Source organism: Xanthobacter tagetidis (genome assembly GCF_003667445.1).
GTDB classification, from domain to species: domain Bacteria; phylum Pseudomonadota; class Alphaproteobacteria; order Rhizobiales; family Xanthobacteraceae; genus Xanthobacter; species Xanthobacter tagetidis.
In genome coordinates this window covers 107,202-129,665 of record NZ_RCTF01000005.1, presented here as the reverse complement: position 1 = coordinate 129,665, position 22,464 = coordinate 107,202, and the positions used below count along the sequence as shown (strand labels likewise).

The 22,464-nt window shown below is 70.8% G+C and carries 18 protein-coding genes; 4 read left to right on the top strand and 14 right to left on the bottom strand.

From position 1 onward, the window contains the following. Positions 1-11: 11 nt before the first annotated feature. The 6 genes from D9R14_RS08085 to D9R14_RS08060 all read right to left on the bottom strand — a co-directional run bounded on the left by D9R14_RS08085 (position 12) and on the right by D9R14_RS08060 (position 11,409). The gene (locus D9R14_RS08085; protein WP_121622818.1) at positions 12-1,448 is read right to left on the bottom strand and encodes an ethanolamine ammonia-lyase reactivating factor EutA; all 1,437 of its coding nucleotides are present in this window, start codon (positions 1,446-1,448) and stop codon (positions 12-14) included. A 418-nt stretch (positions 1,449-1,866) separates the two neighbouring features. After that, the gene (locus tag D9R14_RS08080) at positions 1,867-4,182 is read right to left on the bottom strand and encodes a sensor histidine kinase (protein ID WP_121622817.1); all 2,316 of its coding nucleotides are present in this window, start codon (positions 4,180-4,182) and stop codon (positions 1,867-1,869) included. A gap of 210 nt (positions 4,183-4,392) precedes the next feature. Beyond that, positions 4,393-7,362: a bifunctional [glutamine synthetase] adenylyltransferase/[glutamine synthetase]-adenylyl-L-tyrosine phosphorylase gene (locus D9R14_RS08075; protein WP_121622816.1), complete on the bottom strand. Its 2,970-nt coding sequence runs from the start codon at positions 7,360-7,362 to the stop codon at positions 4,393-4,395. Between the two features lie 144 nt (positions 7,363-7,506). Next, positions 7,507-8,901 carry a sensor histidine kinase gene (locus D9R14_RS08070; protein ID WP_121622815.1) on the bottom strand — a complete coding sequence of 465 codons (1,395 nt, stop codon included), beginning with the start codon at positions 8,899-8,901 and terminating at the stop codon, positions 7,507-7,509. Positions 8,902-8,932: 31 nt separating this feature from the next. Next, complete coding sequence (locus D9R14_RS08065; protein ID WP_121622814.1) at positions 8,933-9,649, bottom strand: response regulator transcription factor; 717 nt, start codon at positions 9,647-9,649, stop codon at positions 8,933-8,935. Positions 9,650-9,846: 197 nt separating this feature from the next. Continuing rightward, complete coding sequence (locus tag D9R14_RS08060; RefSeq protein ID WP_121622813.1) at positions 9,847-11,409, bottom strand: Do family serine endopeptidase; 1,563 nt, start codon at positions 11,407-11,409, stop codon at positions 9,847-9,849. 234 nt (positions 11,410-11,643) lie between these two features. Between D9R14_RS08060 and ruvB the strand changes: the two genes are divergently transcribed. Next, positions 11,644-12,678, top strand: a complete 1,035-nt coding sequence (gene ruvB, locus D9R14_RS08055; RefSeq protein ID WP_121622812.1) for a Holliday junction branch migration DNA helicase RuvB — start codon at positions 11,644-11,646, stop codon at positions 12,676-12,678. Positions 12,679-12,805: 127 nt separating this feature from the next. On the opposite strand, the gene D9R14_RS08050 is transcribed toward ruvB, so the two are convergent. The 4 genes from D9R14_RS08050 to D9R14_RS08035 all read right to left on the bottom strand — a co-directional run bounded on the left by D9R14_RS08050 (position 12,806) and on the right by D9R14_RS08035 (position 17,700). Further along, entirely contained in the window at positions 12,806-13,126 is a 321-nt protein-coding gene (locus tag D9R14_RS08050; protein WP_170168545.1) for a type II toxin-antitoxin system ParD family antitoxin, read from the bottom strand. Between the two features lie 176 nt (positions 13,127-13,302). Next, positions 13,303-14,454 (bottom strand): alanine racemase, encoded by a 1,152-nt coding sequence (gene alr, locus D9R14_RS08045; protein ID WP_147452985.1) that lies wholly within the window; start codon positions 14,452-14,454, stop codon positions 13,303-13,305. Beyond that, a complete protein-coding gene (locus D9R14_RS08040) occupies positions 14,451-15,935 on the bottom strand; it encodes a replicative DNA helicase (RefSeq protein ID WP_121622810.1) in 1,485 nt (494 codons plus the stop codon). Before D9R14_RS08040 ends, alr begins: the two co-directional genes overlap by 4 nt. 811 nt (positions 15,936-16,746) lie before the next feature. Continuing rightward, positions 16,747-17,700 (bottom strand): acetyl-CoA carboxylase carboxyltransferase subunit alpha, encoded by a 954-nt coding sequence (locus D9R14_RS08035; RefSeq protein ID WP_121622941.1) that lies wholly within the window; start codon positions 17,698-17,700, stop codon positions 16,747-16,749. Positions 17,701-17,898: 198 nt separating this feature from the next. Here D9R14_RS08035 and D9R14_RS08030 point away from each other — a divergent pair, with 198 nt between their 5' ends. The 3 genes from D9R14_RS08030 (at position 17,899) to D9R14_RS08020 (ending at position 19,081) form a co-directional block, all read left to right on the top strand. After that, a complete protein-coding gene (locus D9R14_RS08030) occupies positions 17,899-18,150 on the top strand; it encodes a hypothetical protein (protein ID WP_121622809.1) in 252 nt (83 codons plus the stop codon). A gap of 321 nt (positions 18,151-18,471) precedes the next feature. Further along, a complete protein-coding gene (locus tag D9R14_RS08025) occupies positions 18,472-18,762 on the top strand; it encodes a YggT family protein (protein WP_121622808.1) in 291 nt (96 codons plus the stop codon). A 10-nt stretch (positions 18,763-18,772) separates the two neighbouring features. Further along, positions 18,773-19,081: a DUF167 family protein gene (locus tag D9R14_RS08020; protein ID WP_121622807.1), complete on the top strand. Its 309-nt coding sequence runs from the start codon at positions 18,773-18,775 to the stop codon at positions 19,079-19,081. Between the two features lie 99 nt (positions 19,082-19,180). On the opposite strand, the gene D9R14_RS08015 is transcribed toward D9R14_RS08020, so the two are convergent. The 4 genes from D9R14_RS08015 to D9R14_RS08000 are packed head-to-tail and all read right to left on the bottom strand — an operon-like array spanning position 19,181 to position 22,457. Then, the gene (locus D9R14_RS08015) at positions 19,181-19,528 is read right to left on the bottom strand and encodes a cupin domain-containing protein (protein ID WP_210210822.1); all 348 of its coding nucleotides are present in this window, start codon (positions 19,526-19,528) and stop codon (positions 19,181-19,183) included. A gap of 12 nt (positions 19,529-19,540) precedes the next feature. Continuing rightward, positions 19,541-20,305 (bottom strand): 2-dehydro-3-deoxy-D-gluconate 5-dehydrogenase KduD, encoded by a 765-nt coding sequence (kduD, locus tag D9R14_RS08010; RefSeq protein ID WP_281041996.1) that lies wholly within the window; start codon positions 20,303-20,305, stop codon positions 19,541-19,543. Beyond that, positions 20,302-21,141, bottom strand: a complete 840-nt coding sequence (gene kduI / locus D9R14_RS08005; protein WP_121622806.1) for a 5-dehydro-4-deoxy-D-glucuronate isomerase — start codon at positions 21,139-21,141, stop codon at positions 20,302-20,304. Before kduI ends, kduD begins: the two co-directional genes overlap by 4 nt. Before the next feature lie 35 nt (positions 21,142-21,176). Further along, positions 21,177-22,457: a TRAP transporter large permease gene (locus tag D9R14_RS08000; protein WP_121622805.1), complete on the bottom strand. Its 1,281-nt coding sequence runs from the start codon at positions 22,455-22,457 to the stop codon at positions 21,177-21,179. Between the last annotated feature and the right edge of the window lie 7 nt (positions 22,458-22,464).

Genomic DNA, 22,464 nt, shown 5'->3' with positions numbered 1-22,464 from the left:
TCCGGGCGGTGTCAGTTGAGGCCGTAGAAGGAGATCGGCACCAGGCCGCCGCGCGCCTTGCCGACGCGCACGAACTGGGCGGGACGGTCCGGTACCTCGTCGATCACCAGCAGCGGCGCGGGGGCGCGGCCGAAATCGGTGGCGTAGAGGCCGAGCGTCTTGGCGGCATTGTCGGCGAGCAGCAGCACCAGCGGCCGCGCGCCATCGGGCGGCCGCGCGGCGAGCGCCTCTGCGATGCGCGCGCCCAGCACCTTCACCGCCGCGGCCGAGCCGAGGCCGGCGCCGCCGGCGATCCGGATGCAGCCGCCCGCGCGGGTGCGCGCCACCAGCGCCACCGCCTCGCCGAGGCGCGCGGGGTCGGCGTCCGGCGGCAGGCAGGCGAGGATGGGCAGGTCGCGCAAGGGGAGGGGCACCGTGTCGGCAAGGTGCAGGGTCGCGCCGGAAACCTCGGTGGCGTGGAGCGTGAGCCCGCACACGGTCGCCCGGCCGCCATGCTCGGGCACGAGGTCGAGGTCGCGGCAGAGGCGCGGGCTGGCAAGGATGGCGCACGCGAGATCGATGCCGAGATCGCCGAAGGCCGTGACCGGCGGCAGGTCCGCGCCGGCGCGCGCCGCATAGACGAGTTCGCCCACCCCGCCCGAGAAGGTGACGGCGGGATCGGCGCCGCCCGGCAGCGCCAGCGGCACGTCCACGAGGAGCCGCGCGGGCTCGGCCTGGAAGAACGCCGCGTCGCCCTCCGCCAGCGCCTCCAGCGCGCGCACGAGGAAGCCGGTGACGGCGGCGACCTCGGCGGGCGCAAGCGCGTCGCCTTCCCTGGCTGCAATGCCCAGATGGTCGAGCACGGCGCGGGCGCGGCGCGAGACGAAGGCGAGGCGGTAGGTGCCCGGCGCGAACCTGAGGTGCCGCGCGCCGATGAAGTGGCAGCCGGTGGCGATCACCTCGCCGGCCTCACCGAGCGCCGCATTGGTGGTGCCGCCGCCGATGTCGAGATTGAGGATCGCCCGCGTCGGCAGCGCGCGGGACAGGCCGGCGCACGAGCCCATGAAAGCGAGCCAGGATTCCAGCGCCGGGTCGCGCGCCGTGGCGATGATGGCGTCGCCGAGCCGCGCCTCCACCAGCTTCGCCAGCGCCTCCGCATTGGCGCCCTCGCTGGCGAGCCCGGTGACGATGGCGCCGCCCGAGAACACCGCCTCCGGCGCGATCCCGCCCTCGGCGAGCCAGCGCTCCATGTGGCGCTCGACGTGGCAGATGTCGATGTCGCCGGCAGCGCGGAACGGCGTGAACACCGGCTCCGAGCGGTAGACCACGCGCGGGCTCTGGAATTCCTGCCGCCCGGTGGCGCAATTGAGGGCGATGCGGGCACGCGCGGCCATGGCCGAGGAGGTGGTCGAGCCGAAGTCGAAGCCCACCAGCATCACCTCGTCGCCTGCCGCGCCCGCATTAACCATTCCGCCTCCTGGGCCGGCGTCCGGATGAGATGCTTTGCCGACTCTGTGTCCGCCGGCTCCCGCGCCGCCTGAAGAACGCCGGCGCCGCCGCGGCCGGCGCCCATTAATATTCCCTTAAGGAAAATTAATTGCCAAGACATTTCGGTGTGCGGGACGGATGGGCATTGGGCCTGGCGCCACCCCTCCAAAGGCCGGACATCGACGGGCGCGCATCCCGCCCAAGGGCGGAGCGCGGCCATCGCCACAAGCTCGGGGATGCGATCTTCGGTGCCGGGACGGCCGAGGGGCTCTGCGCGATCCGGTCACCGGCGCGGCGAACCGTCTGCCGCAAGACGTGATCGACGACATTCGCGCTTTGCGCGCGGGCCGTGCTTCCGGAAATGAGCGAGGCAACAGGCGCCGGGAGCCCGCGCTGCGCTCAAACCACGGCGGCGAGCTTCGGGGTCTCGTTGGAATTGGCGGCCCGTCCGTTCACCGGCAGGCGCACGATCACCGAGGTGCCGACCCCCTCCGTGGAGCGGATGCGCATGGCGCCGCCGTGCAGCTCCACCAGGGACTTGGCGATGGCAAGGCCGAGGCCCGAGCCCTTGTGGGTCTTGGTGAACTGGCTCTCCACCTGCTCGAACGGCCGGCCGATGCGGTCGATGGCGTCGCGGGCGATGCCGATGCCGGTGTCCTCGATGGCGATCACCGCTGCATCCGCATTGATGCGCGCCTTCACCGCCACGCGGCCGCCCTCGGGCGTGAACTTCACGGCGTTGGAGAGCAGGTTGAGCAGCACCTGCTTCAGCGCCCGGCGGTCGCCCAGGATGGAGAGGCCTTCGCTCGCCTCCACGGTCATCGCGATGCGCTTCTCGTCGCCGTTCACCGCCGTGACGCGCATGGCGTCGGCGATCAGCTCGTCGAGCCGCACCTCCTCCGCCTCAAGCTGCATGCGGCCGGCCTCGATCTTCGACATGTCGAGGATGTCGTTGATGACGTCGAGCAGGTAGGTGCCCGAACCCTTGATGTCGGAACAGTATTCCGCGTACTTCTCCGAGCCGAGCGGGCCGAACATGCCGCTCTCCATGATCTCCGAGAAGCCGATGATGGCGTTGAGCGGGGTCCTCAGCTCGTGGGACATGTTGGCGAGGAACTCGCTTTTGGCGCGGTTCGCGTCCTCGGCCTTGTTGCGCTCTTCCGAATACTTTTCCGCGAGCTCCGCGAGCTGCTGGGCCTGGTGCTCCAGCGTCTGCTGGGATTTCCTCAGGTCCGCCACCAGCGCCATCAGGCGCTTCTCGTTGTCCATGAGGCGCTCTTCGTGGCGCTTCATGGTGGTGATGTCGGTGCCGACCGAGACGTAGCCGCCGTCCTTGGTGCGGCGCTCGGCGATCTTGAGCCAGCGGCCGTTGGAGAGCTGGGCCTCAAACGCACGCGAGCCCTCCTCGGGCTTGTCCTCCGGTTTCAGGGGGATGCGCGAGACAGGATGGCGCCCGACCGAGGCGATGGTGTCGAACGGCGTGCCGGAGCGGACCGTCTCCTCGGGCAGTTCGTGCAGGGTCTGGAACTTGGAATTGCACAGCACCAGGCGGTTCTGGCTGTCCCACAGCACGAACGCCTCGGAGATGCTCTCGATGGCGTCGCGCAGGCGCATGTCGGCGGTCACCGTGCGCTCGGCCATGCGCTGCGCCTCGGTCACGTCCATGGCGATGCCGATGAGGTGGGGGCCGTCCTCGCCCGCCTGCTGCACCACCTCGGCGCGCATCCTGAGCCACACGAAGTCGCCCTTGGCGGTGCGCATGCGGAACACCCGGTCGACCGAGGCGCCCGGCCGGTCCGCCAGTTCCTGCGCCAGCTCGTAGAGGTCGCCGTCCTCGGGGTGGACCAGGCGGGCGATCTCGCCGAACGAGATCAGCTCGTCCTTGCGCTCCAGGCCGAGGATTTCGAACATGGTGTCGGACCAGTACATGCGCCCGCGCGCCATGTCCCAGTCCCACATGCCGCAGCGGCCGCGGTTCAGCGCGGTGTCGATGCGCCGGCGCACGGTGTCGTAGATCGCGTCCGCCTCGCGCGCCCGCGTCGCCTGCCAGTGGAACGAGAAGCCGAGGATCAGCAGCACCATGCCGGTGGTGGCGAACAGCGTCACCGTCAGCGTGGTGGTGTCCGACCAGGCGGACAGGGCCGCGTCGAGCGGCTGCACATAGATCACCTGGCCGAGCGGCGCCGGCAGGTTGCGCACGGTGGCGAGCGCGGTGCCGCCTTGGAACGGCACCTCCAGCACGCCCGCGCGCTCGGCGAACACGACCAGCGGCTGGGCGGGATCGAGTAATTGGGCGATGTCGGCCGGCGGGGTGTCGGAGCGCGGCGCGGCGGCGATCACCCGCCCCTGCGGGTCGGTGACGAAGACGCGGCGTCCGGTGTCGGTGGCGCGCGGCGGAAGGCTCTCGGTGAGGGCGGCCGGCACGCGGGCGGGGGCGTTGCCGGCGCGGGCTGCGACGCCGTCGGCGGTGGCGAGGGCGAGCAGCGCGAGGTCGTCCTTGGCGCCGTCGATCACCGACAGGCGGTGGGAGTGCACCTGGACCACGGCGCCGATGCCGATGACCATGAGAAAGGTGACGATGAGGGCGGGCACAATCCGGCGAAGGACCGGCTCGGCATCGAGCAGGCGCTGGTAGGCTGGGCGCGCGATCGACCGTGCCAGGCCTCGAATGGCATGGTCGCGCGCACCAACGCTCGCAGCGTTGGCGCGTGCCATCGCCGGTTCTCCTTCGGATTCCATTGGGGAAATCGGGACGGCCTAATGCCCCTCAGCCCCCGCGTCCTCTGATCGGGAGGGACGTGCCGCATCTCTCCGAATCATGCCCATTGGAATCGAATCGGAGGGGCTTTGTCTAGAGTCCGCCGGAGTCAAGGGGCGAAAAATGGCCCGGCAACCGCTCGCAGTCGCCGCCGCGTTCGCCAGTTGCTAGGCGGCGTCGGCTTCCAGCAGGCGGGTGAAGATGTCCCGCACCTTGCCCTGGGTATCAACGAGATGCGCTTCCAGCGTCGCGAAGTCGGGCATCTCGCCCGCGCGGGCGAGCAGCGCGCGCAGCGCCGGGCTGGCGTCGAGCGGCACCACGTGGGCGTCCACCGCGAGCCGCAGCACCTGCGTGAGGTCCTGGTAGAGCCGGCAGGCGCGGATCAGCACCTGCGCATCCTCGGGCGTAAGCACCGCAAGCCGCTCGGCGGCGGCCAGCACCCGTGCGGTGGCGGTGTCGACGATCTCGGGATGCTCGGCGGCATAGGCCAGCACCAGGAACTGCGCGAGGAACTCCACGTCCACCTGCCCGCCGGCGGCGTGCTTCAGGTTCCAGCGGTCGTCCTCGCCCTTCTCGGCGGCGATCGCGCGGCGCATGTCCAGGATGTCGCCGGCGATGCGCCGCCGGTCGCGCGGGCGCGCCATGATGGCGTGCACCACCCGGCCGACCGCGATGCCGAAATCGGCCTCGGCGGCGATCACGCGGGCGCGGGTGAGCGCCATGTGCTCCCAGGTCCACGCCTCCTCGAACTGGTAGGCCTCGAACGAGGCGAGCCGCGTCGCCAGCGGCCCGGAGCGTCCGGACGGCCGCAGCCGCAGGTCGACGTCGTAGAGCTTGCCGGCATTGGTGAGCGCGGTGAGCGCGGAGACGAGGCGCTGCGTGAAGCGCGCGAAATAGTGCGGCGCCGCGAGCGGCCGCGCGCCGTCGGACATGGCGTCGGCGCCGCCGGGATAGTCGTAGAGCACGATCAAATCGAGGTCGGACCCCGCCGTCATCTCGCGCCCGCCGAGCTTGCCCATGGCCACCACCGCGGCCCGCCCGCCCGCGATATGCCCGTGCGCCTCGGCGAAGCGCGCGCGCACCCGCGTGAACAGCGCGCGGATGATGACCTCGGCGAGCCGGGCATAGGCTTCGCCCGCCCGCGCCGCCGGCAGCGTCCCCGAGGCGATGCGCACGCCGATCAGAACATGCTGCTCCTGGCGGAAGCGCCGGGCGCGGTCGAGCTGCGCCTCGTCGGTCTCCGCCGTATCGAGCAGGTGGTCGAGCCGCGCCTTCAGGTCGTCCTCGTCCGGCAGCACGTCGAAGAAGGCGGGATCGAGCAGCGCGTCGGTCAGCGAGGGCCGCCGTGCCAGCGTCTCGCCGAGCCGCGGGGCGGCGGTGAGGATGGTGGCGAGCAGGCGCACGAGGTCGGGATGCCGGTCGAGGGCGGCGAACAGGCGCGGGCCCGCTAGCTCGGCGAGGAAGCGGTCGGCGGCGATCAGCGCGCCGTCCGGATCGCCGCCGCGCGCCAGCGCCTCCAGCAGCAAAGGCGCGATGCGCGCGAGGTGGGCGCGCGCGCCCTCGGTCTTCAGTGCGCGCGGGCCGCCGGCGAGCCAGCCGCGCACGATGGCGCTCGCCGCCGCCGGCTCGCGGAAGCCGAGCCGGCTGAGTGAGGCGAGCGTCTGCCGGTCGTTCTCGCCGGCCGGGAACACCAGTTCCTCGCACAAGGCCGCCGGCGGCGGGGCGTCCTCGAACAGTTGCGCGTAATGGAGCTGCACCCGCTGCAGGCGCTCCACCAAAGCCGCGGCGAAGGCGTCGCGGTCGGCATAGCCCATGAAGCGGGCGAACGCCGCCATGGCCTCGCGGCTTTCGGGCAGTTCGTGGCTCTGCGCGTCCGCCACCATCTGGATGCGGTGCTCCACCCGGCGCAGGAAGCAATAGGCCTCCTTCAACTCGTCGCGCACCTTGGGGGCGATCCAGCGGTGGTCCACCAGCGCGTCCAGCGCGTCGAGGGTGCGCGAGGCGCGCAGCATCGGGTCGCGTCCGCCGGCGATCAGCTGCTGGGTCTGGACGAAGAACTCGATCTCGCGGATGCCGCCGCGCCCGAGCTTCACGTTGTGCCCCTCCACCGCCACCACGTCGTGGCCGCGGAAGGCGTGGATCTCGCGCTTCATGGCGTGGACGTCGGCGATCGCCTGGAAGTCCAGCACCCGGCGCCACACGAACGGCGACAGCTCGCCGAGGAAGGCGCGGCCGACCGCGAGATCGCCGGCCACTGCGCGCGCCTTGATATAAGCGGCGCGCTCCCAGGTTGCGCCCTCGCGCTCGTAATAGTCGAGCGCGGCATTGGTGGAGAGCGCGACCTGCGTCGAGCCGGGATCGGGCCGCAGGCGCAGGTCGACGCGCAGCACGTAGCCGTCGGCCGTGCGCTCCTGGATCAGCCGCACCAGCCCCTTGGTGATGCGCACGAAGAAGGGCGAGGGCTCGATGCCGCCGGCGAGCGGGGCCGCCTCGCGGTCATAGACCACGACGAGGTCGATATCGCTCGAATAGTTGAGTTCCCGCGCGCCGTGCTTGCCCATGGCGATCACGGCGAGCCCGCTCGGCCCGTCCGGCCGGGCCGCCTCCGGGGCGATCCTGCCGGAGCGCGCGGCCTCCGACAGCAGGAAGCACAGGGCCGCGCGCACCGCCGTGTCGGCGACGTCGGCCAGCGCGCCCGTCACCTGGTCGAGGTTGAAGGCGCCGCCGATATCGGCGAGGGCGATGGTCAGCGCCGCCTCCGCACGCATGCGGCGCAGCGCGCGCATGACTTCGGACTCGTCCTTGGCCGCCTCGGCGACCGCCACCGCGCCGTCCGTGAGCGCGGCCAGATGCGCGTTGGGATCGGTGCCGAGCGCGCGGAGCAGCCGGCCGGGCTCGGCCCGCACGAGGTCGAGCAGGAACGGCGAGCCTTCCGTGATGCCGAGGCAGACGGCCAGCGCCATGGGGTGCGCGGCCAGCAGCGTCGCGAGCGCGGCGGCGTCCTGCGGATCGAGACGATCGGTGGCCTGGGAAAGTTTAAGCTTTGCCGTCTGAGGATCGGCGACGACCGGAGCTTCGCGCATCAGCGACGCGAGCGGCAGGAGGCCGGGCGAATCCGGTTCATGGGGAGCGCGCATGTCGTGCCCTAAAGGCACGAGGCGGCGCCGGAGCGCAAGCCCCCTTGCCGCGCTGACCCGAATGCAAGGCCGTGCGGCGCCGCTACGAACGCGCCGCAAAGGTTAATGCAGCCATCTCCTATGCCCAAGGTGGTCGCCTCCCGCTCATGCCGGCTTTGCCGGCAAACGGAGCGTCGCGACGAGGCCCGGATCGTTGTCGGAGAAAGCGAGGCTGCCGCCGTGCAGGTGCGCCACCGCGGCCACCAGCGACAGGCCGAGGCCCGATCCGGGCCGGGTGCGGCTCGCCTCCAGGCGCACGAAGCGCTCCACCACACGGCCGTGCTCGGAGGTGGGGATGCCCGGCCCCTGGTCGGCCACCCGCAGCACCGCCTCACTGCCATCGCGCTCCAGGCTGACGGCGATGCGCCGCCGCTCGCCCTCCTGGGGGGCGGCATACTTGATGGCGTTGTCGACCAGGTTCGACAGCGCCTGGGCCAGCAGCTCGCGCACGCCGTGCACCACCACCGGCGCGGCCGCGACCTCCAGATCGAGGCCCTTCTCGTCGGCCAGCGGCTCGTAGAGCTCGGACACGTTCTCGGCGATGGCGGCGAGGTCCACGTCGCTCATGGAGGCGCGCGCCTGCCCGGCCTCGGCGCGGGCGATCATCAGCAGCGCGTCGAAGGTGCGGATCAGCCCGTCGCTCTCCTCGATGGTGTCTTCCAGCGCCCGGCGCCACTGCGCCTCGCCGTCGGCGGTGCGCAGGGCCTCCTCTGCGCGGTTGCGCAGGCGGGTGAGCGGAGTCTTCAAATCGTGGGCGATGTTGTCGGAGACGTCCTTCAGTCCCTGCATCAGCGTCTCGATGCGCTCCAGCATCGCGTTGAGCGAATGGGCGAGGCGGTCGAACTCGTCCCCGGTTCCGGCGAGCGCGAGGCGGCCGGAAAGGTCTCCGGCCATGATGGTCTCGGATGTGGCGGTCATGGCGTCGATGCGCTTCAGCACCCGGCGGGTCACGAACACGCCGCCGGCCACGCCCAACCCGACGATCAGCAGCACCGCCCACTGGGCCGGACGGGTGACGAGCGCGCGCAGGGTGTCGCGCTCCTCGATGTCGCGCCCCACCAGCAGGCGGTAGCCACCCGGCAGGATGTCCACCTCGACGAAGGCGACATGGCTCTTGCTGCCGCTCTCCTCGGGCCGGTTGTAGGTGGTGAAGCGCGTGCCCGGCTGGTCGAGCAGGCCGAGCGGCAGGTCCGAGACGTTGGTGGCGATCACCTCGCCCTGGAAATTGGCCAGCATGTAGATGGACGAGCCCGGCCGCCGGGTGCGCCGGTCGATCACGTAGACCAGGCGCTGGATGCCGCCGATGCGGTACTGGTCGGACAGGAAGCGAATCTCGCGCTCCAGGTCGTCGGCCACCTGCACCTGGATCAGCTGGCGCGTGTGCCAGGCGGTGTAGGCGATCACCGAGACCGCGAACACCGCGAACACCAGGAGATAGGCCGCCAGCAGCTTGAACGCCGTGGTGCGGACCAGCCGGGCGAGATTGGCGAACACCTTCACCGGCGAGCCTCCCGCGCGGCGGGCGGCGTGCTCACTTCACCCCCGCGCGCACCATGTAGCCGGCACCGCGCACCGTGTGGATGAGCGGCACCTCGAAGCCCTTGTCGATCTTCGATCTGAGGCGGGAGACATGGACGTCGATGACGTTGGTCTGGGGGTCGAAGTGATAGTCCCAGACATTCTCCAGCAGCATGGTGCGCGTCACCACCTGCCCGGCATGGCGCATGAGATATTCGAGCAGGCGGAACTCGCGCGGCTGGAGCACGATCTCCTTGCCGCCCCGCGTCACCGAATGGGAGAGGCGGTCCAGTTCCAGGTCCGCCACCTTGTAGACGGTTTCCGCCGCCTGCGGCGCGCCGCGCCGGGACAGCGCCTCGACGCGCGCCAGAAGCTCGGTGAAGGCATAGGGCTTGGGCAGGTAGTCGTCGCCGCCGGCGCGCAGGCCCTGGACGCGGTCGTCCACCTGGCCGAGGGCGGAGAGGATGAGCACCGGCGTGGTGTGGCCGCGCCCGCGCAGCTCGGAGACCAAAGACAGGCCGTCGCGCTGGGGCAGCATGCGGTCGACGATCATCACGTCGTACTTGCCGTCGAGCGCCAAAGCGAGGCCCTCCTCGCCGTCGCCCGCGAGGTCCGCCACGTGGCCGGCCTCCTTGAAGGCCTTACGCAGGTATTCCGCGGCGTCGCGGTCGTCCTCGACCAGAAGGAGGCGCATGGGGTTGGAAGAGCCCAGATCGAGATTCGCAATCATGGCACTCTAGCCGAGCCTCGCTTCAGGTCCACACGCGGACGTTGGGAGGGGGCGCGGGAAGCCCTCTGGAGACTTCCCGCGCCGTCGGGTCCGAAGCGGCTGGGGGCGACAGGGATAGGGCCGCCTCGGGTCCGATGGGAAAAATCTGGCCCGGCGCCGCCCCTCGGCGGCGCCGGGCCGGGTCATGCGGGAAAGGCTCAGCCCTTCGCCTTGGTGTCCATGGAGATGGCGACGAAGCGGATGCCCTGCTCGCCCTTCACCTGGATGAGGACCGCCTTGCGGTTCTCGGCCTTGGCGGCGGCGAGGCCGTCGCGGATGTCCTTCGGCGTGGAGACGGCCTTGTCGCCCACCTTCAGGATCACGTCGCCGGTCTTCACGCCGCGCTGGGCGGCGGCGCCGTTCGGGTCGACGCCGGTCACCACCACGCCCTCGGAGCCGGCGCCCTGCACCGACTTCGCCGGGGCGAGCTGGAGGCCGAGGCGCGGCAGGTCCTTGGCCAGCGGGCCGCCGTCATCCTCGTCCTGGCCGCCGCTGCGGCCCGCGACCTTGTCGTTCGGCAGCTGGCCGAGCGTCAGCGTCACGTTGATCGGCTTGGTGTCGCGGATCACGGAGAGCTGCACCTGGGTGCCGGGCTTCATCATGCCGACCTTGCGGGTCAGCTCGCGCGCCTCCTTGATGGCCTCGCCGTTCACCTTGGTGATGACGTCGCCGCTCTTCAGGCCGGCCTTCGCCCCGGGGGTGTCGGGCTGGACCTGGGCGACCAGCGCGCCCTCGGCGTCCTTGATGCCCAGGCCGGAGGCAAGCTCCTCCGTCACCGGCTGGATCTGCACGCCGATATAGCCGCGGGCCACCGTGCCGCTGTCGCGGAGCTGAGCGACCACCGTCTTCACGGTCTCGGACGGGATCGCGAAGGCGATGCCCACATTGCCGCCCGAGGGCGAGACGATGGCGGTGTTCATGCCGATCACCTCGCCGTTCAGCGAGAAGGTCGGGCCGCCCGAATTGCCCCGGTTGATGGGCGCGTCGATCTGCAGGAAGTCGTCATAGGGGCCGGCGCCGATGTCGCGGCCGCGGGCCGAGACGATGCCGGCGGTCACCGTGCCGCCGAGGCCGAACGGGTTGCCGACCGCAATCACCCAGTCGCCGATGCGCGGGGCGGTGTCGGAGAGCTTGACCCACGGCAGGTCCTTGGCGCCCTCGATCTTCAGCAGCGCCACGTCGGTGCGCGGGTCGGTGCCGATCACCTTGGCCACATAGTCCTTGCCGTTGGTGGTGGTCACGTCGACCTCGTCGGCGCCGTCCACCACGTGGTTGTTGGTCACCACATAGCCGTCGGCGGAGATGATGAAGCCGGAGCCCTGGCCCACCACGGAGCGGCCGCCGGGACCGCGCGGGCCGCGCGGACCCATGCCCGGGCCGCCGGGGCCGCCCTGGCCGAAGCCGAAGCGCTTCAGGAACTGCTCGATCTGGGGCGGGACGTTGCCGCCGAGGCCGCCCTCGTCGTCGCCCATGGCGACCTGGTCGTTGCGCTCCTTCTTCACCTTCACCGAGACCACGGCGGGCGAGACCTTCTCGACGATGTCGGCGAAGGAGAAGGTGCCGGCGGGCTGGCTGGTGGTGATCTGGGCGAAAGCGGGGGTGTTGGCCGGGGGCACGAATTGGCCGGCCACGACGCCGGCGATCGCGAGGCCGAACACACCGGCGAGCAGAGCCTTCCGGTGGCGCTTGGTCACGGAAGTGGTGTTCTCGGAGCGGGTCATGTGCGTGCTGATCTCTCTGTGTGGCCTGCCGGTGCGGGCAGGTTCGAGGAGGCACGCTAGCGAGGCGACCCTTACGGCTCTCTGGCGGGGAGATTACGTTTTCGTAATGTCGCGGGCGCATTGGCCCTTAGCCGCCCCAGGCGGCATTGGCCCTTCGCCGCCCGAGGCGCTAGATTCGCGGCGATTGACCGACTCGCGAAGGGGAGCGCCGCGCCGGCCTCCGAGACTGAGCCCATGACCACGCGCCTCCTGTCCGGCGAGAAAACCGGCGACGACGCCGACACGACGCTGCGCCCGCAACGGCTTGCCGACTTCACCGGCCAGGCGCAGGCGCGCGCCAATCTGGAGGTGTTCATCAAGGCGGCGCGGACGCGCGGCGAGGCGCTCGACCACGTTCTGTTCGTCGGACCGCCCGGCCTCGGCAAGACGACGCTGGCCCAGATCATGGCGCGCGAGATGGGGGTGGGGTTCCGTTCCACCTCCGGGCCGGTGATCGCCAAGGCGGGCGACCTCGCCGCGATCCTCACCAATCTCGAAGAGCGCGACGTCCTGTTCATCGACGAGATCCACCGGCTGTCGCCGGCGGTGGAGGAGATCCTCTATCCCGCCATGGAGGACTACGAGCTCGACCTCGTCATCGGCGAGGGGCCGGCGGCGCGGTCGGTGAAGATATCGCTGCCTAAGTTCACGCTGGTGGGCGCGACGACCCGGTCGGGGCTGCTCACCACGCCGCTCAGGGACCGGTTCGGGATTCCCGTGCGGCTTGGCTTCTATACCGTTGAGGAACTTGAGCTAATCGTGACGCGCGGGGCGCGGGTCCTGGGCATTCCCATCGTCCCCGAGGGGGCGACCGAGATCGCCCGCCGGGCGCGGGGGACGCCGCGCATCGCCGGGCGGCTGCTGCGGCGGGTGCGCGACTTCGCGCTGGTGGCGGAGGCGCAGGCCATCGACCGCAAGGTCGCCGACCGGGCGCTGCTGGCGCTGGAGGTGGACGGCGCCGGCCTCGATGCCATGGACCGGCGCTATCTTACTGTGATCGCTGAGTTCTACGCCGGCGGCCCGGTGGGCGTCGACACCCTGGCGGCGGCGCTCTCGGAGCCGCGCGACGCGATCGAGGAGATCGTCGAGCCGTTCCTGGTGCAGAAGGGGTTCATCCAGCGGACGCCGCGGGGGCGGGTGCTGACCGGGCTGGCGTTCGCCCATCTGGGCCTGCCGGAGCCGAAGCGCGAGCCCTCGGCGCTGCCGCTGTTCGACCAGGACGACGCCTGAAGTCCCGTGCAATTCCCGCGCGGTCCCGGCCTGGTCCCGCACGATCTCGCCTGATCTCGCCAATTCCGGGCGCCAATTCCGGGCGCCTGGTCCCCGGCCGCCCGAAACGGCCCCGGGCGGGCTCGCCTCAGCAGGCTTCCTTGAGCACGGCGGCGCGCGGATGGGCGACGATCAGGCGCTCGATCTCGTCGAGGATCGCGGCGTCGAGCGGCATCGCCGCGTCGTCGTCCGCCAGGATTTCGCCATCCTGGTCCGCGTCTTCGTCCGCGTCCTCCGCGGCCAGGGCCGCGTGCAAGGCGGCGAGCGAGGAGAGCCGCTCGCGCTCGCGCTTCTCCAGCAGGCCGAGGGCGGCGCCGATCACGCTTTCCTGGGCTTCGTAGCGTCCCGATGCCACCAGACGGTCCACCAAGGCGAGCTGTTCTTGGGATAAAGCGAACCGAATCACCATGACCTCCCCCCGCATCCGAATGGTAGGATAGACACGACCGGATTCATCGGTCGAGCGGGAAGTCGCGGGTGACTGCCCTGGAAGTAGTTAAAAATCGAATCCTTTCTCTTAACGAACAGTTAATTTCTGGGGATGCCGCAGCGCGGGAGAAAACCGGCGCCCGTCCGAAGGCCCGCTCAGCCGCCCACATAGCGGCGCAGATAGCGCCCGCCGAGGCTGGTCAGCACCTCGTAGCCGATGGTGCCCGACCGCGCGGCGAGGTCGTCCACGCCGATGCCCTCGCCGAGGAGGGTCGCCATGGCGCCGCGCTCCACCGCGCCGTCCGGCAGGCCGGTGACGTCGACGCTGGCGAGGTCCATGGAGATGCGGCCCACCAGCGGGCAGCGGCGGCCGGCGATGATCGCCTCGGCGCCGGGCTTCGCGTCGGTGGCGCCGGCGGCGCGGAACAGGCCGTCCGCATAGCCGACGCAGACGGTGGCGATGCGGCTGCGCCGCTTCATGCGCTGGGCGGCGCCGTAGCCGACGGTGGCGCCGCGCTCCACCTCGCGCACCTGGAGGATGCGCGCGTCGAGCCGCACCACGCTGCGCAGCGGCGGCACCCCGGAGACGGCGACGCCGCCATAGAGGAAGATGCCCGGCCGCACCAGATCGAAGCGGAAGTCGCGGCCGAGCAGCGTGCCGGCGGAATTGGCGAGCGAGGCCGGCACGCCGGGGAAGCGCCGCGCCACGTCGGTGAAGATGGAGAGCTGCCGAAGCGTGAGCGGGTGGCCCGGCGTGTCGGCACAGGCGAGATGGCTCATCAGCAGGCTCGGCTCGAAGCCCAGCAGGCGCCGGCTGTCCGACAGCCGCACCGCATCGTCGAGCGAAAGGCCGAGCCGCTCCATGCCGGTATCCACATGGATCGCGGCGGCGTGGCTCTCGCCGGCCGCGCGGCAGAAGGCGCTCCATTCCGAGATTTCGGGCACGGAGCCGAGCGCCGGCCGCAGCCGCGCCGCCACCAGATCGGGCGCGGTGCCGGGCATCAGGCCGTTGAGCACGTAGATCACGGCGTCCGGCAGCAGCGCGCGCAGGCGCAGGCCCTCATTGAGGTGCGCGACGAAGAAGGTCAGCGCCCCCGCGCGCCACAGAGCCGGCGCCACCTCGGCGATGCCGAGCCCGTAGGCGTCGGCCTTCACCACGGCGGCGCACTGCGCCGGGGCGGCGAGGGCGGACAGGGTGCGCCAATTGTCGACGATGGCGGCAAGGTCGATGGTGAGCACCGCGCCGGCGCGCTTCAGCGCATCCGCCTCGGCCGCGGCCTGCTCGGGGGTCGGGGCGGGGGCGCTCACCGGTGCTCCGGCAGGCGGTCCTCCCGCGCCAGGTTGGAGAAGCGGGTGAACTGCGGCTCGAAATGCACCTTCACCGTCCCCGTCGGGCCGTGGCGCTGCTTGCCGATGATGACCTCGGCCACGTTTTCGGCCGCCTTCATCTCGATCTCCCACTTGAACCACTCCTCGGTGCCCTGCTTCGGTTCCTTGTTCTTGAGGTAGTACTCCTCGCGGAACACGAACATGACCACGTCGGCATCCTGCTCGATCGAGCCGGATTCACGAAGGTCCGAGAGCTGCGGCCTCTTGTCGTCGCGCGTCTCCACCTGGCGCGAGAGCTGGGACAGCGCCAGGATCGGCACGTTCAGCTCCTTGGCCAGCGCCTTGAGGCCGGTGGTGATCTCGGTGATCTCCTGCACGCGGCCCTGGGACGAGCTCTTGGCGGTGCCGGACAGCAACTGGAGATAGTCCACCACCATGAAGTCGAGCCCGCGCTGGCGCTTCAGCCGCCGCGCCCGCGCCACCAATTGGGCGATGGAGATGCCGCCGGTGTCGTCGATATAGAGCGGCACCACCTGCATGGTCTGGGCGGCGGCGGCGAGCTTGGAGAACTCGGCCTCGGAGATGTCGCCGCGGCGGATCTTGTAGGAGGGGATCTCGGCCTGCTCGGCGAGGATACGGGTGGCGAGCTGCTCGGCGCTCATTTCCAGCGAGAAGAATCCGACGATGCCGCCGGAGAGCGTTTCGAGGGCGCCATCCGGCCGGGTCTCGCCGCGATAGGCGGCGGCGATGTTGAAGGCGATGTTGGTGGCGAGCGCGGTCTTGCCCATGCCGGGGCGGCCGGCGAGGATCACGAGGTCGGAGGGCTGCAGGCCGCCCATCTGGTGGTCGAGGTCGTCGAGGGCGGTGGCGATGCCCGAGAGGTGGCCGTCGCGCTGGAAGGCCTTGGAGGCCATGTCCACCGCCTCGCGCAGCGCCTCGCCGAAGCGCTGGAAGCCGCCGTCATAGCGCCCGGTCTCGGCGATCTCGTAGAGCCGCTTTTCCGCCTGCTCGATCTGGTCCTGCGGGGTGGCGTCCACCGGGGCGTCGAACGCCTCGTTGACGATCTCCTCGCCGATGCGGATCAGGTCGCGCCGCACCGAGAGGTCGTAGATGGTGCGCCCGTAGTCCTCGGCATTGATGATGGTGGTCGCCTCCGCCGCGAGGCGGGCGAGATATTGCGGGCCGGTGAGGCCGGCCACGTCGAGATCGGCGGGCAGGAAGGTCTTCAGCGTCACCGGCGTCGCGAGCTTGCCGGCGCGCACCAGCGCCCCCGACAGCTCGAACACCTTGGCGTGGATCGGCTCGTAGAAGTGGCGCGGCTCCAGGAAGTCGGAGACCCGGTAGAAGGCCTCGTTGTTCACCAGGATGGCGCCGAGCAGCGCCTGTTCCGCCTCCACATTGTGGGGCGCCTGCCGGTAGTTCTGTTCGATGTCGCCTTGGCGGGCGGGAAGGTCGAGCATGGGGCCCATCCGCTGTTGAGCCCATCATGTAGCAGATGGGCGGACGATCTCCAGGCCCTTGCACGGCCCGGCGGCCGGTCCGGCGGCTTTCCCCAGAACGCACCTTTTTAGGCTGGGAGTTGCGGGGATAACGGGCAGCGGTCGGGCTGGGCCTGAGCGGATGCTGGCGCCCGGCGCTTTCCCGCTCCCGCCGCCGCGCCGATTCGCCCCCCGTCGCCTGCGCTTTGGCCGCGGCCTTCCGGGCGCATCTCCCCTCTCCCCTTGTGGGAGAGGGGCCGGGGGTTAGGGGTGCGCCGGGTATGGGAAGCGGCTTTAGCAGCGCGCGGCTGCGGCGCTCCCCATCACCTCGGCCCTCTCCCGCGAGGGGAGAGGGTGCGCGAACGCAGGCGGCGGTGCCTTTCCTGGCTTCGGCGTGTGGTGCCCGCCGGGCCGCGAACGGCGGGGATCGCTCACGATTTCACCGCATCCAGCCCCATCGGCGGAGGTCCGGGCGCATCTCCCCTCTCCCCTTGCGGGAGAGGGGCCGGGGTTGAGGGGTGCGCCGGGTATGGGAAGCGGCTTCGGCAGCGCGCGGCTGCGCCGCTCCCCCTCACCTCGGCCCTCTCCCGCGAGGGGAGAGGGTGCGCGAACGCAGGCGGCGGTGCCGTTCCTGGCTTCGGCGCGTGGTGCCCGCCGGGCCGGGACGCGAACGGCGGGGATCGCTCACGATCTTGGCCTGTCCGGCCTCGGCATCGGCGGGGGCCGGCGGGGCGCATCTCCCCTCTCCCCGGAGAGGGGGCGCATGAACGGTTGGGGTTCGGACAGGCCGCCTCTAGAGGTTCCGGCCGATGGCGAGGAACTTCTCGCGCCGCGCTTTGCGCACCGCGTCGCCGTCGAGGCCGGCGAGGGAGGACAGGGCGTCGGCGATGGCCTCGCCGGTGGCGGCGATGGCCGCCTCCGCATCGCGGTGGGCGCCGCCGGTGGGCTCCTTCACGATGGCGTCGATGATGCCGAACCGGAGCAGGTCCTGCGCCGTGATCTTCATGCTGGTGGCCGCGTCCTGCGCCTTGGCGGTGTCGCGCCAGAGGATGGAGGCAGCGCCCTCGGGCGAGATCACGCTGTAGATGGCGTGCTCCAGCATCAGCACCTTGTTGGCGGTGGCGAGCGCGATCGCCCCGCCGGAGCCGCCCTCGCCGATGATGACCGAGACGCTGGGCGCCCGGAGCGACAGGCAGGCGTCGGTGGAGCGGGCGATGGCCTCGGCCTGGCCGCGCTCCTCGGCGCCGATGCCGGGATAGGCGCCGGCGGTGTCCACCAGCGAGATCAGCGGCGTGCCGAAGCGGTCCGCCAGCTCCATGATGCGCGCCGCCTTGCGGTAGCCCTCGGGGCGCGCCATGCCGAAATTGTGCCGGATGCGGGTCTCGGTGGTGGAGCCCTTCTCGTGGCCGAGGACGCACACCGCCTCGCCGCGGAAGCGGGCGAAGCCGCCGATGATGGCTTCGTCCTCGCCATACTTGCGGTCGCCCGCGAGCGGCGTGAAGTCCTCGAACAGCGCCTTGGCGAAATCGCCGAAGTGGGGCCGCGCGGGATGGCGCGCCACCAGGGTCTTCTGCCAGGGGGTGAGGTTGGCATAGAGCGTGACCAGCGCCTCGCCGGCCTTGGTCTGGAGGCGCTGCACCTCGTCGCCGATGGCCACGCCGTCTCCGGAGGCGGCGAGGGCACGCAGCTCCTCCACCTTGGCCTCGAGTTCGGCGACCGGCTTCTCGAAGTCCAGATAGCTGCGCATCGTCATCCGCGAGATTGAACGGGCCTCGGCCCGCGCCCCCACAAGGCGGCGGGAAGCTGCCTGCCCCCGCCCGTCAAGTCAAGCGGCGATCTGAAACGGCGTCGGCGCCGCGCGCGGTTCGGGCGGAACGCGGGGGCCGCCTTTGCCGTTGTCCTCCATGGCGGCCGGCCCCAAGCGCGCCGGCCTGGGAGATGAGACATGGCAACCAGCAAGCGCCCCGCCGCCGCGGCGAAACCGGCGGCCAAAAAGACCGACAACCAGACGGGCAAGTCGAAGGCCACGGGCCGCGTGAGCCCGGCCGGCGGCAAGCGGCGCCCCATCGGCGCGCCCGAGATGCCCGCCGCCGGCCCCCATGCGCGCCCGCATCTGACCGACGCCTCGAAGACGCCCGGCGCCGGCACCCTCACCGATCCGTCCCGGCCGCAGGACGACACCGCGACCAGCGGCTAGCGGGGGCGGGCGCCTGGAGTGCCCGCCGTGAGAGCGCTTCCCGCCGTCATCCCCCGGCTTGTCCGGGGGATCCACTCTGCGGGGACCGCCTCCGACACTGAAGCGAGGGCGCGTGAGCCGCACCGTGGATGCCCCGGACAAGCCGGGGCATGACGCCGGCGACGAGGATGGCACACGATCGGGCCGCAGTGCCGGCCACCCCGGCCGGTGCGATCCGACTTGATCCGCTCTTGTCGCGCGCATTGTGCCGCACCGCCCTTGTTCGATGACCCTCGGGGAGGCTATTGGTTCTGCCGATCCTTCCCGAGGGCTCCTTCGGCCATGCGCGCGCTGCTCGACATCATCCTCATCATTCTGCAGATCTACGTCTGGGTGCTGATCGCCGCGGCGGTTTTGTCCTGGCTGGTCGCCTTCAACGTCGTGAACTCCCACAACGGGTTCGTGCGCAGCGTGGGCGAGTTCCTCTACCGCGTGACCGAGCCGGTGCTGGCGCCGATCCGCAACGTGCTGCCGAGCTTCGGCGGCATCGACCTGTCGCCCATGGTGCTGATCCTGCTCATCTTCTTCCTGCAGCGCGTGATCGCCTACTACATCTACCCCAACGTGTTCTGAGCCGGCGGCCGTGGCCTTCTGGCGCGCGGTCGCGGATGGCGTCGAGGTGACGGTGCGGGCGACGCCCAAGGGCGGGCGCGACGCGCTGGACGGGGTCGCGACCCTGTCCGACGGGCGCGAGGTCCTGAAGGTGCGGGTGCGCGCGGCGCCGGAAGACGGCGCGGCCACAAAGGCGGTCATCAAGGTCGTCGCCGCCGCTGCGGGGGTCGCTCCCGCCCGCGTCACGCTCGCCTCCGGCGCCACCGCGCGGGTCAAGGTGCTGCGGATCGACGGCGATCCCGCCGCCCTCGGCACCGCGCTCGCCACGGCGGCAGGGTAGGGCGCTCCGGGCTCCAGCAACTGTCCCCTGCACCCTCACCCCTGTCCCTCCCCACAAGGGGGAGGGGCGCCGCTGCGGGGTGGCAGATGCGGCCTCCGCCTACCCCTTCATGAAATCCGCGCGCATGGGGGTGAACACGTCCACCAGAACGCCCGGCTCCAGGCAGACCGCGCCGTGGTGCACGCCGGAGGGGACGTAGAAGCTGTCGCCCGCCTTCAGGCGCTCCGTCCGGCCGCCGATGGTCAGCTCGAACACGCCGCTCTCCACGCTGGTGATCTGCACGTGGGGATGGGAATGGGGCGCGCCCATGGGCCCCGGCGCGCGGGCGATGACGCGCACCAGCATGATCTCGTCGTTGAAGGTGAGGACCTGGCGGCTCACCACCGCGTCCACCACCTCCAGCGGCACCTGGTCGGCGAAAACGAAGACGTCGCCCTTCATGGTCATGCCTTTCTCTTCTCAGCGCGCGAGCCAGCCGCCGTCCACCGGCAGCACGATGCCGTGCACATAGTCGGCGGCCTTCGAGGCCAGGAACACCGCTGCCCCGCCGAGATCGGAGGGCTCGCCCCACGTGCCGGCGGGGATGCGGGCGAGGATGGCGGCGGAGCGCTCGGGGTCCTCGCGCAGCGCCTGCGTGTTGTTGGTGACGAAATAGCCCGGCGCGATGGCGTTCACGTTGATGCCCCGGCCCGCCCATTCGCAGGCGAGCAGCCGCGTGAGGCCGGCGAGGCCGCTCTTGCTCGCGGTGTAGGAGGGGATGCGGATGCCACCCTGGAAGGAGAGCAGCGAGGCGATGTTGATGACCTTCCCGCCCTTGCCGTCCGCCAGCATGCCGCGCGCCACCGCCTGGGTGAGGAAGAAGGCGGACTTCAGGTTGACGTTCATCACGTCGTCCCAGTCCTGTTCCGTGAAGTCGATGGCGTCGGCGCGGCGGATGATGCCGGCATTGTTGACCAGGATGTCGACGCGCCCGCCCGCCGCCGCGCGCTCGACGATGCGCGCCACCGGCTCCAGGCTCGACAGGTCGGCCTGCACCTCGGTGAAGGCGGCGCCCGCCTGCCGCACCAGGTCGCCAGTCTCGTCCATGGCCGAGCGGCCGACGGCGACGATGCCGGCGCCGGCCTCAGCCAGCGCCACGGCCACCGCCTGGCCGAGGCCGGTATTGGCGCCGGTCACGATCGCCCGGCGGCCGGAGAGGTCGAACGGGGAGGGCACGGCGCTCACCTGAGCTCCGCCATGGGCACCATGTCCATGTCGGTATAGTCGATATTGTCGCCGCCCATGCCCCAGATGAAGGTATAGGCGCGGGTGCCGCAGCCGGAATGGATCGACCAGGGCGGCGAGATCACCGCCTGCCCGTCCGCCACTACGATGTGGCGCGTCTCGTCCGGCTGGCCCATCAGGTGGATGACGCGGGCGTCGTCGGCGAGGTCGAAATAGAGATACACCTCCGAGCGCCGGTCGTGGACGTGGCAGGGCATGGTGTTCCAGATGTTGCCCTCGGCGAGCTGCGTCATGCCCATCACGAGCTGGCAGGACTTCACCACGTCCGGATGGATCATCTGGAAGATGGTGCGCTTGTTGGCGGTCGCCTGGTCGCCGAGCGGCATCTGCTTGGCGTCCGCCACCTTCACCACCTTGGTCTCGTAGCGGGCGTGCGCGGGGGTGGAGAGCAGGTAGAAGCGCGCCGGGTTGGCGGGGTCGTCGGAGGAGAAGACGACCTCCGTCGTGCCCATGGCCACATAGGCGGCGTCGCGGTGGCCGAGCGGGAACGTCGCGCCGTCCGCGGTGACGGCGCCCGGTCCGCCGATGTTGAACACGCCCAGCTCGCGCCGGTCGAGGAAGTGCGGCGAGCCGATGGTGGCCTTGTCGGAGCCGAGCGCGAGCGGCGCCATCAGCGGTACCGCGCCGCCGATGATGAAGCGCTCCACATGGCTGTAGGTGAGGCGGATGCGCGCCTCCTCGAACAGGTCCTCCACCAGGAAGTTGCGGCGCAGCGCCTCGGTGTCGAAGGCCCGCACGGCCTCGGGGTGATGCACCTGGCGCACGTCGATCTTCATGGCGGAAACCTCTTGCGAAAGCGGGGGGTGAAGGCTCAGCGGAACGCCGCCGGGAGCCACAGCGAAAGGCCGGGGATGTAGGTGACGAGCAGCAGCACGGCCACCGAGGCGCCGAAGAACGGCCAGATGGTCTTCATGGCCTCGCCGATGGTGATCTTGCCCACGGCGCAACCCACGAACAGCACCGAGCCCACCGGCGGCGTGTTGAGGCCGATGCCGGCGTTGAGGATCAGGATCACCCCGAAATGCACCGGGTCGATGCCGAACGCCTTCACCAGCGGCAGGAAGATGGGGGTGCAGATGATGATCATCGGCGCCATGTCCATGAAGGTGCCGAGGATGAGCAGGATGATGTTGATGAGCAGCAGGATCACGTAGGGGTTGGACGAGAGCGACTGCATCAGCTCGATGGTCGCTTTCGGCACCTGCAGGAAGGCCATCAGCCAGCCGAACGAGGCGGCCGTGCCGATCACCAGTAGCACCATGGCGGTGGTGCGCACCGCGCCGAGCGTCGCCTCCACGAAGGCGCTCCAGTCCATCTCGCGGTACACCAGCGTCGTCACCAGCAGCGCGTAGATGACGGCGATGCAGGAGCTTTCCGTGGCGGTGAACACGCCCGAGCGCACGCCGCCGAAGATGATGCCGATCAGCAGGATGCCCGGCACCGCCGCCACCACCGCGCGCAGCACCCCGTACCAGCCCGGGAAGGTGCCGGCCGGATAGCCGCGGTTGCGCGCCACCACATAGGCCGTGATCATGAGCGCCGCGGCGAGCAGGAGGCCCGGCACGATGCCGGCGGTGAACAGGTCGGCGATGGAGATCGTGCCGCCCGCCGACAGCGAATAGATGATCATGTTGTGCGACGGCGGGATCATCAGCGCGATGATGGCCGAGTTCACCGTCACGTTGACCGCATAGTCCCTGGCATAGCCGTGGCGCGCCATCTGGGGGATCATGATGCCGCCGATGGCCGAGGCGTCGGCCACCGCCGAGCCGGAGATGCCGCCGAACAGGGTGGAGGCCACCACGTTCACCTGGCCGAGGCCGCCGCGCAGGTGTCCGACGAGGCTTGCCGCCATGCCGATCAGCCGGTCGGCGATGCCGCCGCGCATCATCAGGTCGCCGGCGAAGATGAAGAACGGGATCGCCAGCATGGAGAATGCATTCATGCCGGAATTCATCTGCTGGAACACGACGATGGGCGGCAGGCCGAGATAGACCACGGTCGCCACCGAGGCGAGGCCGAGGCAGAAGGCCACCGGCATGCCGAGGAGCAGCAGGAGGGCGAAGACGCCGAACAGAACGGTGATGGCCATGGCGTGC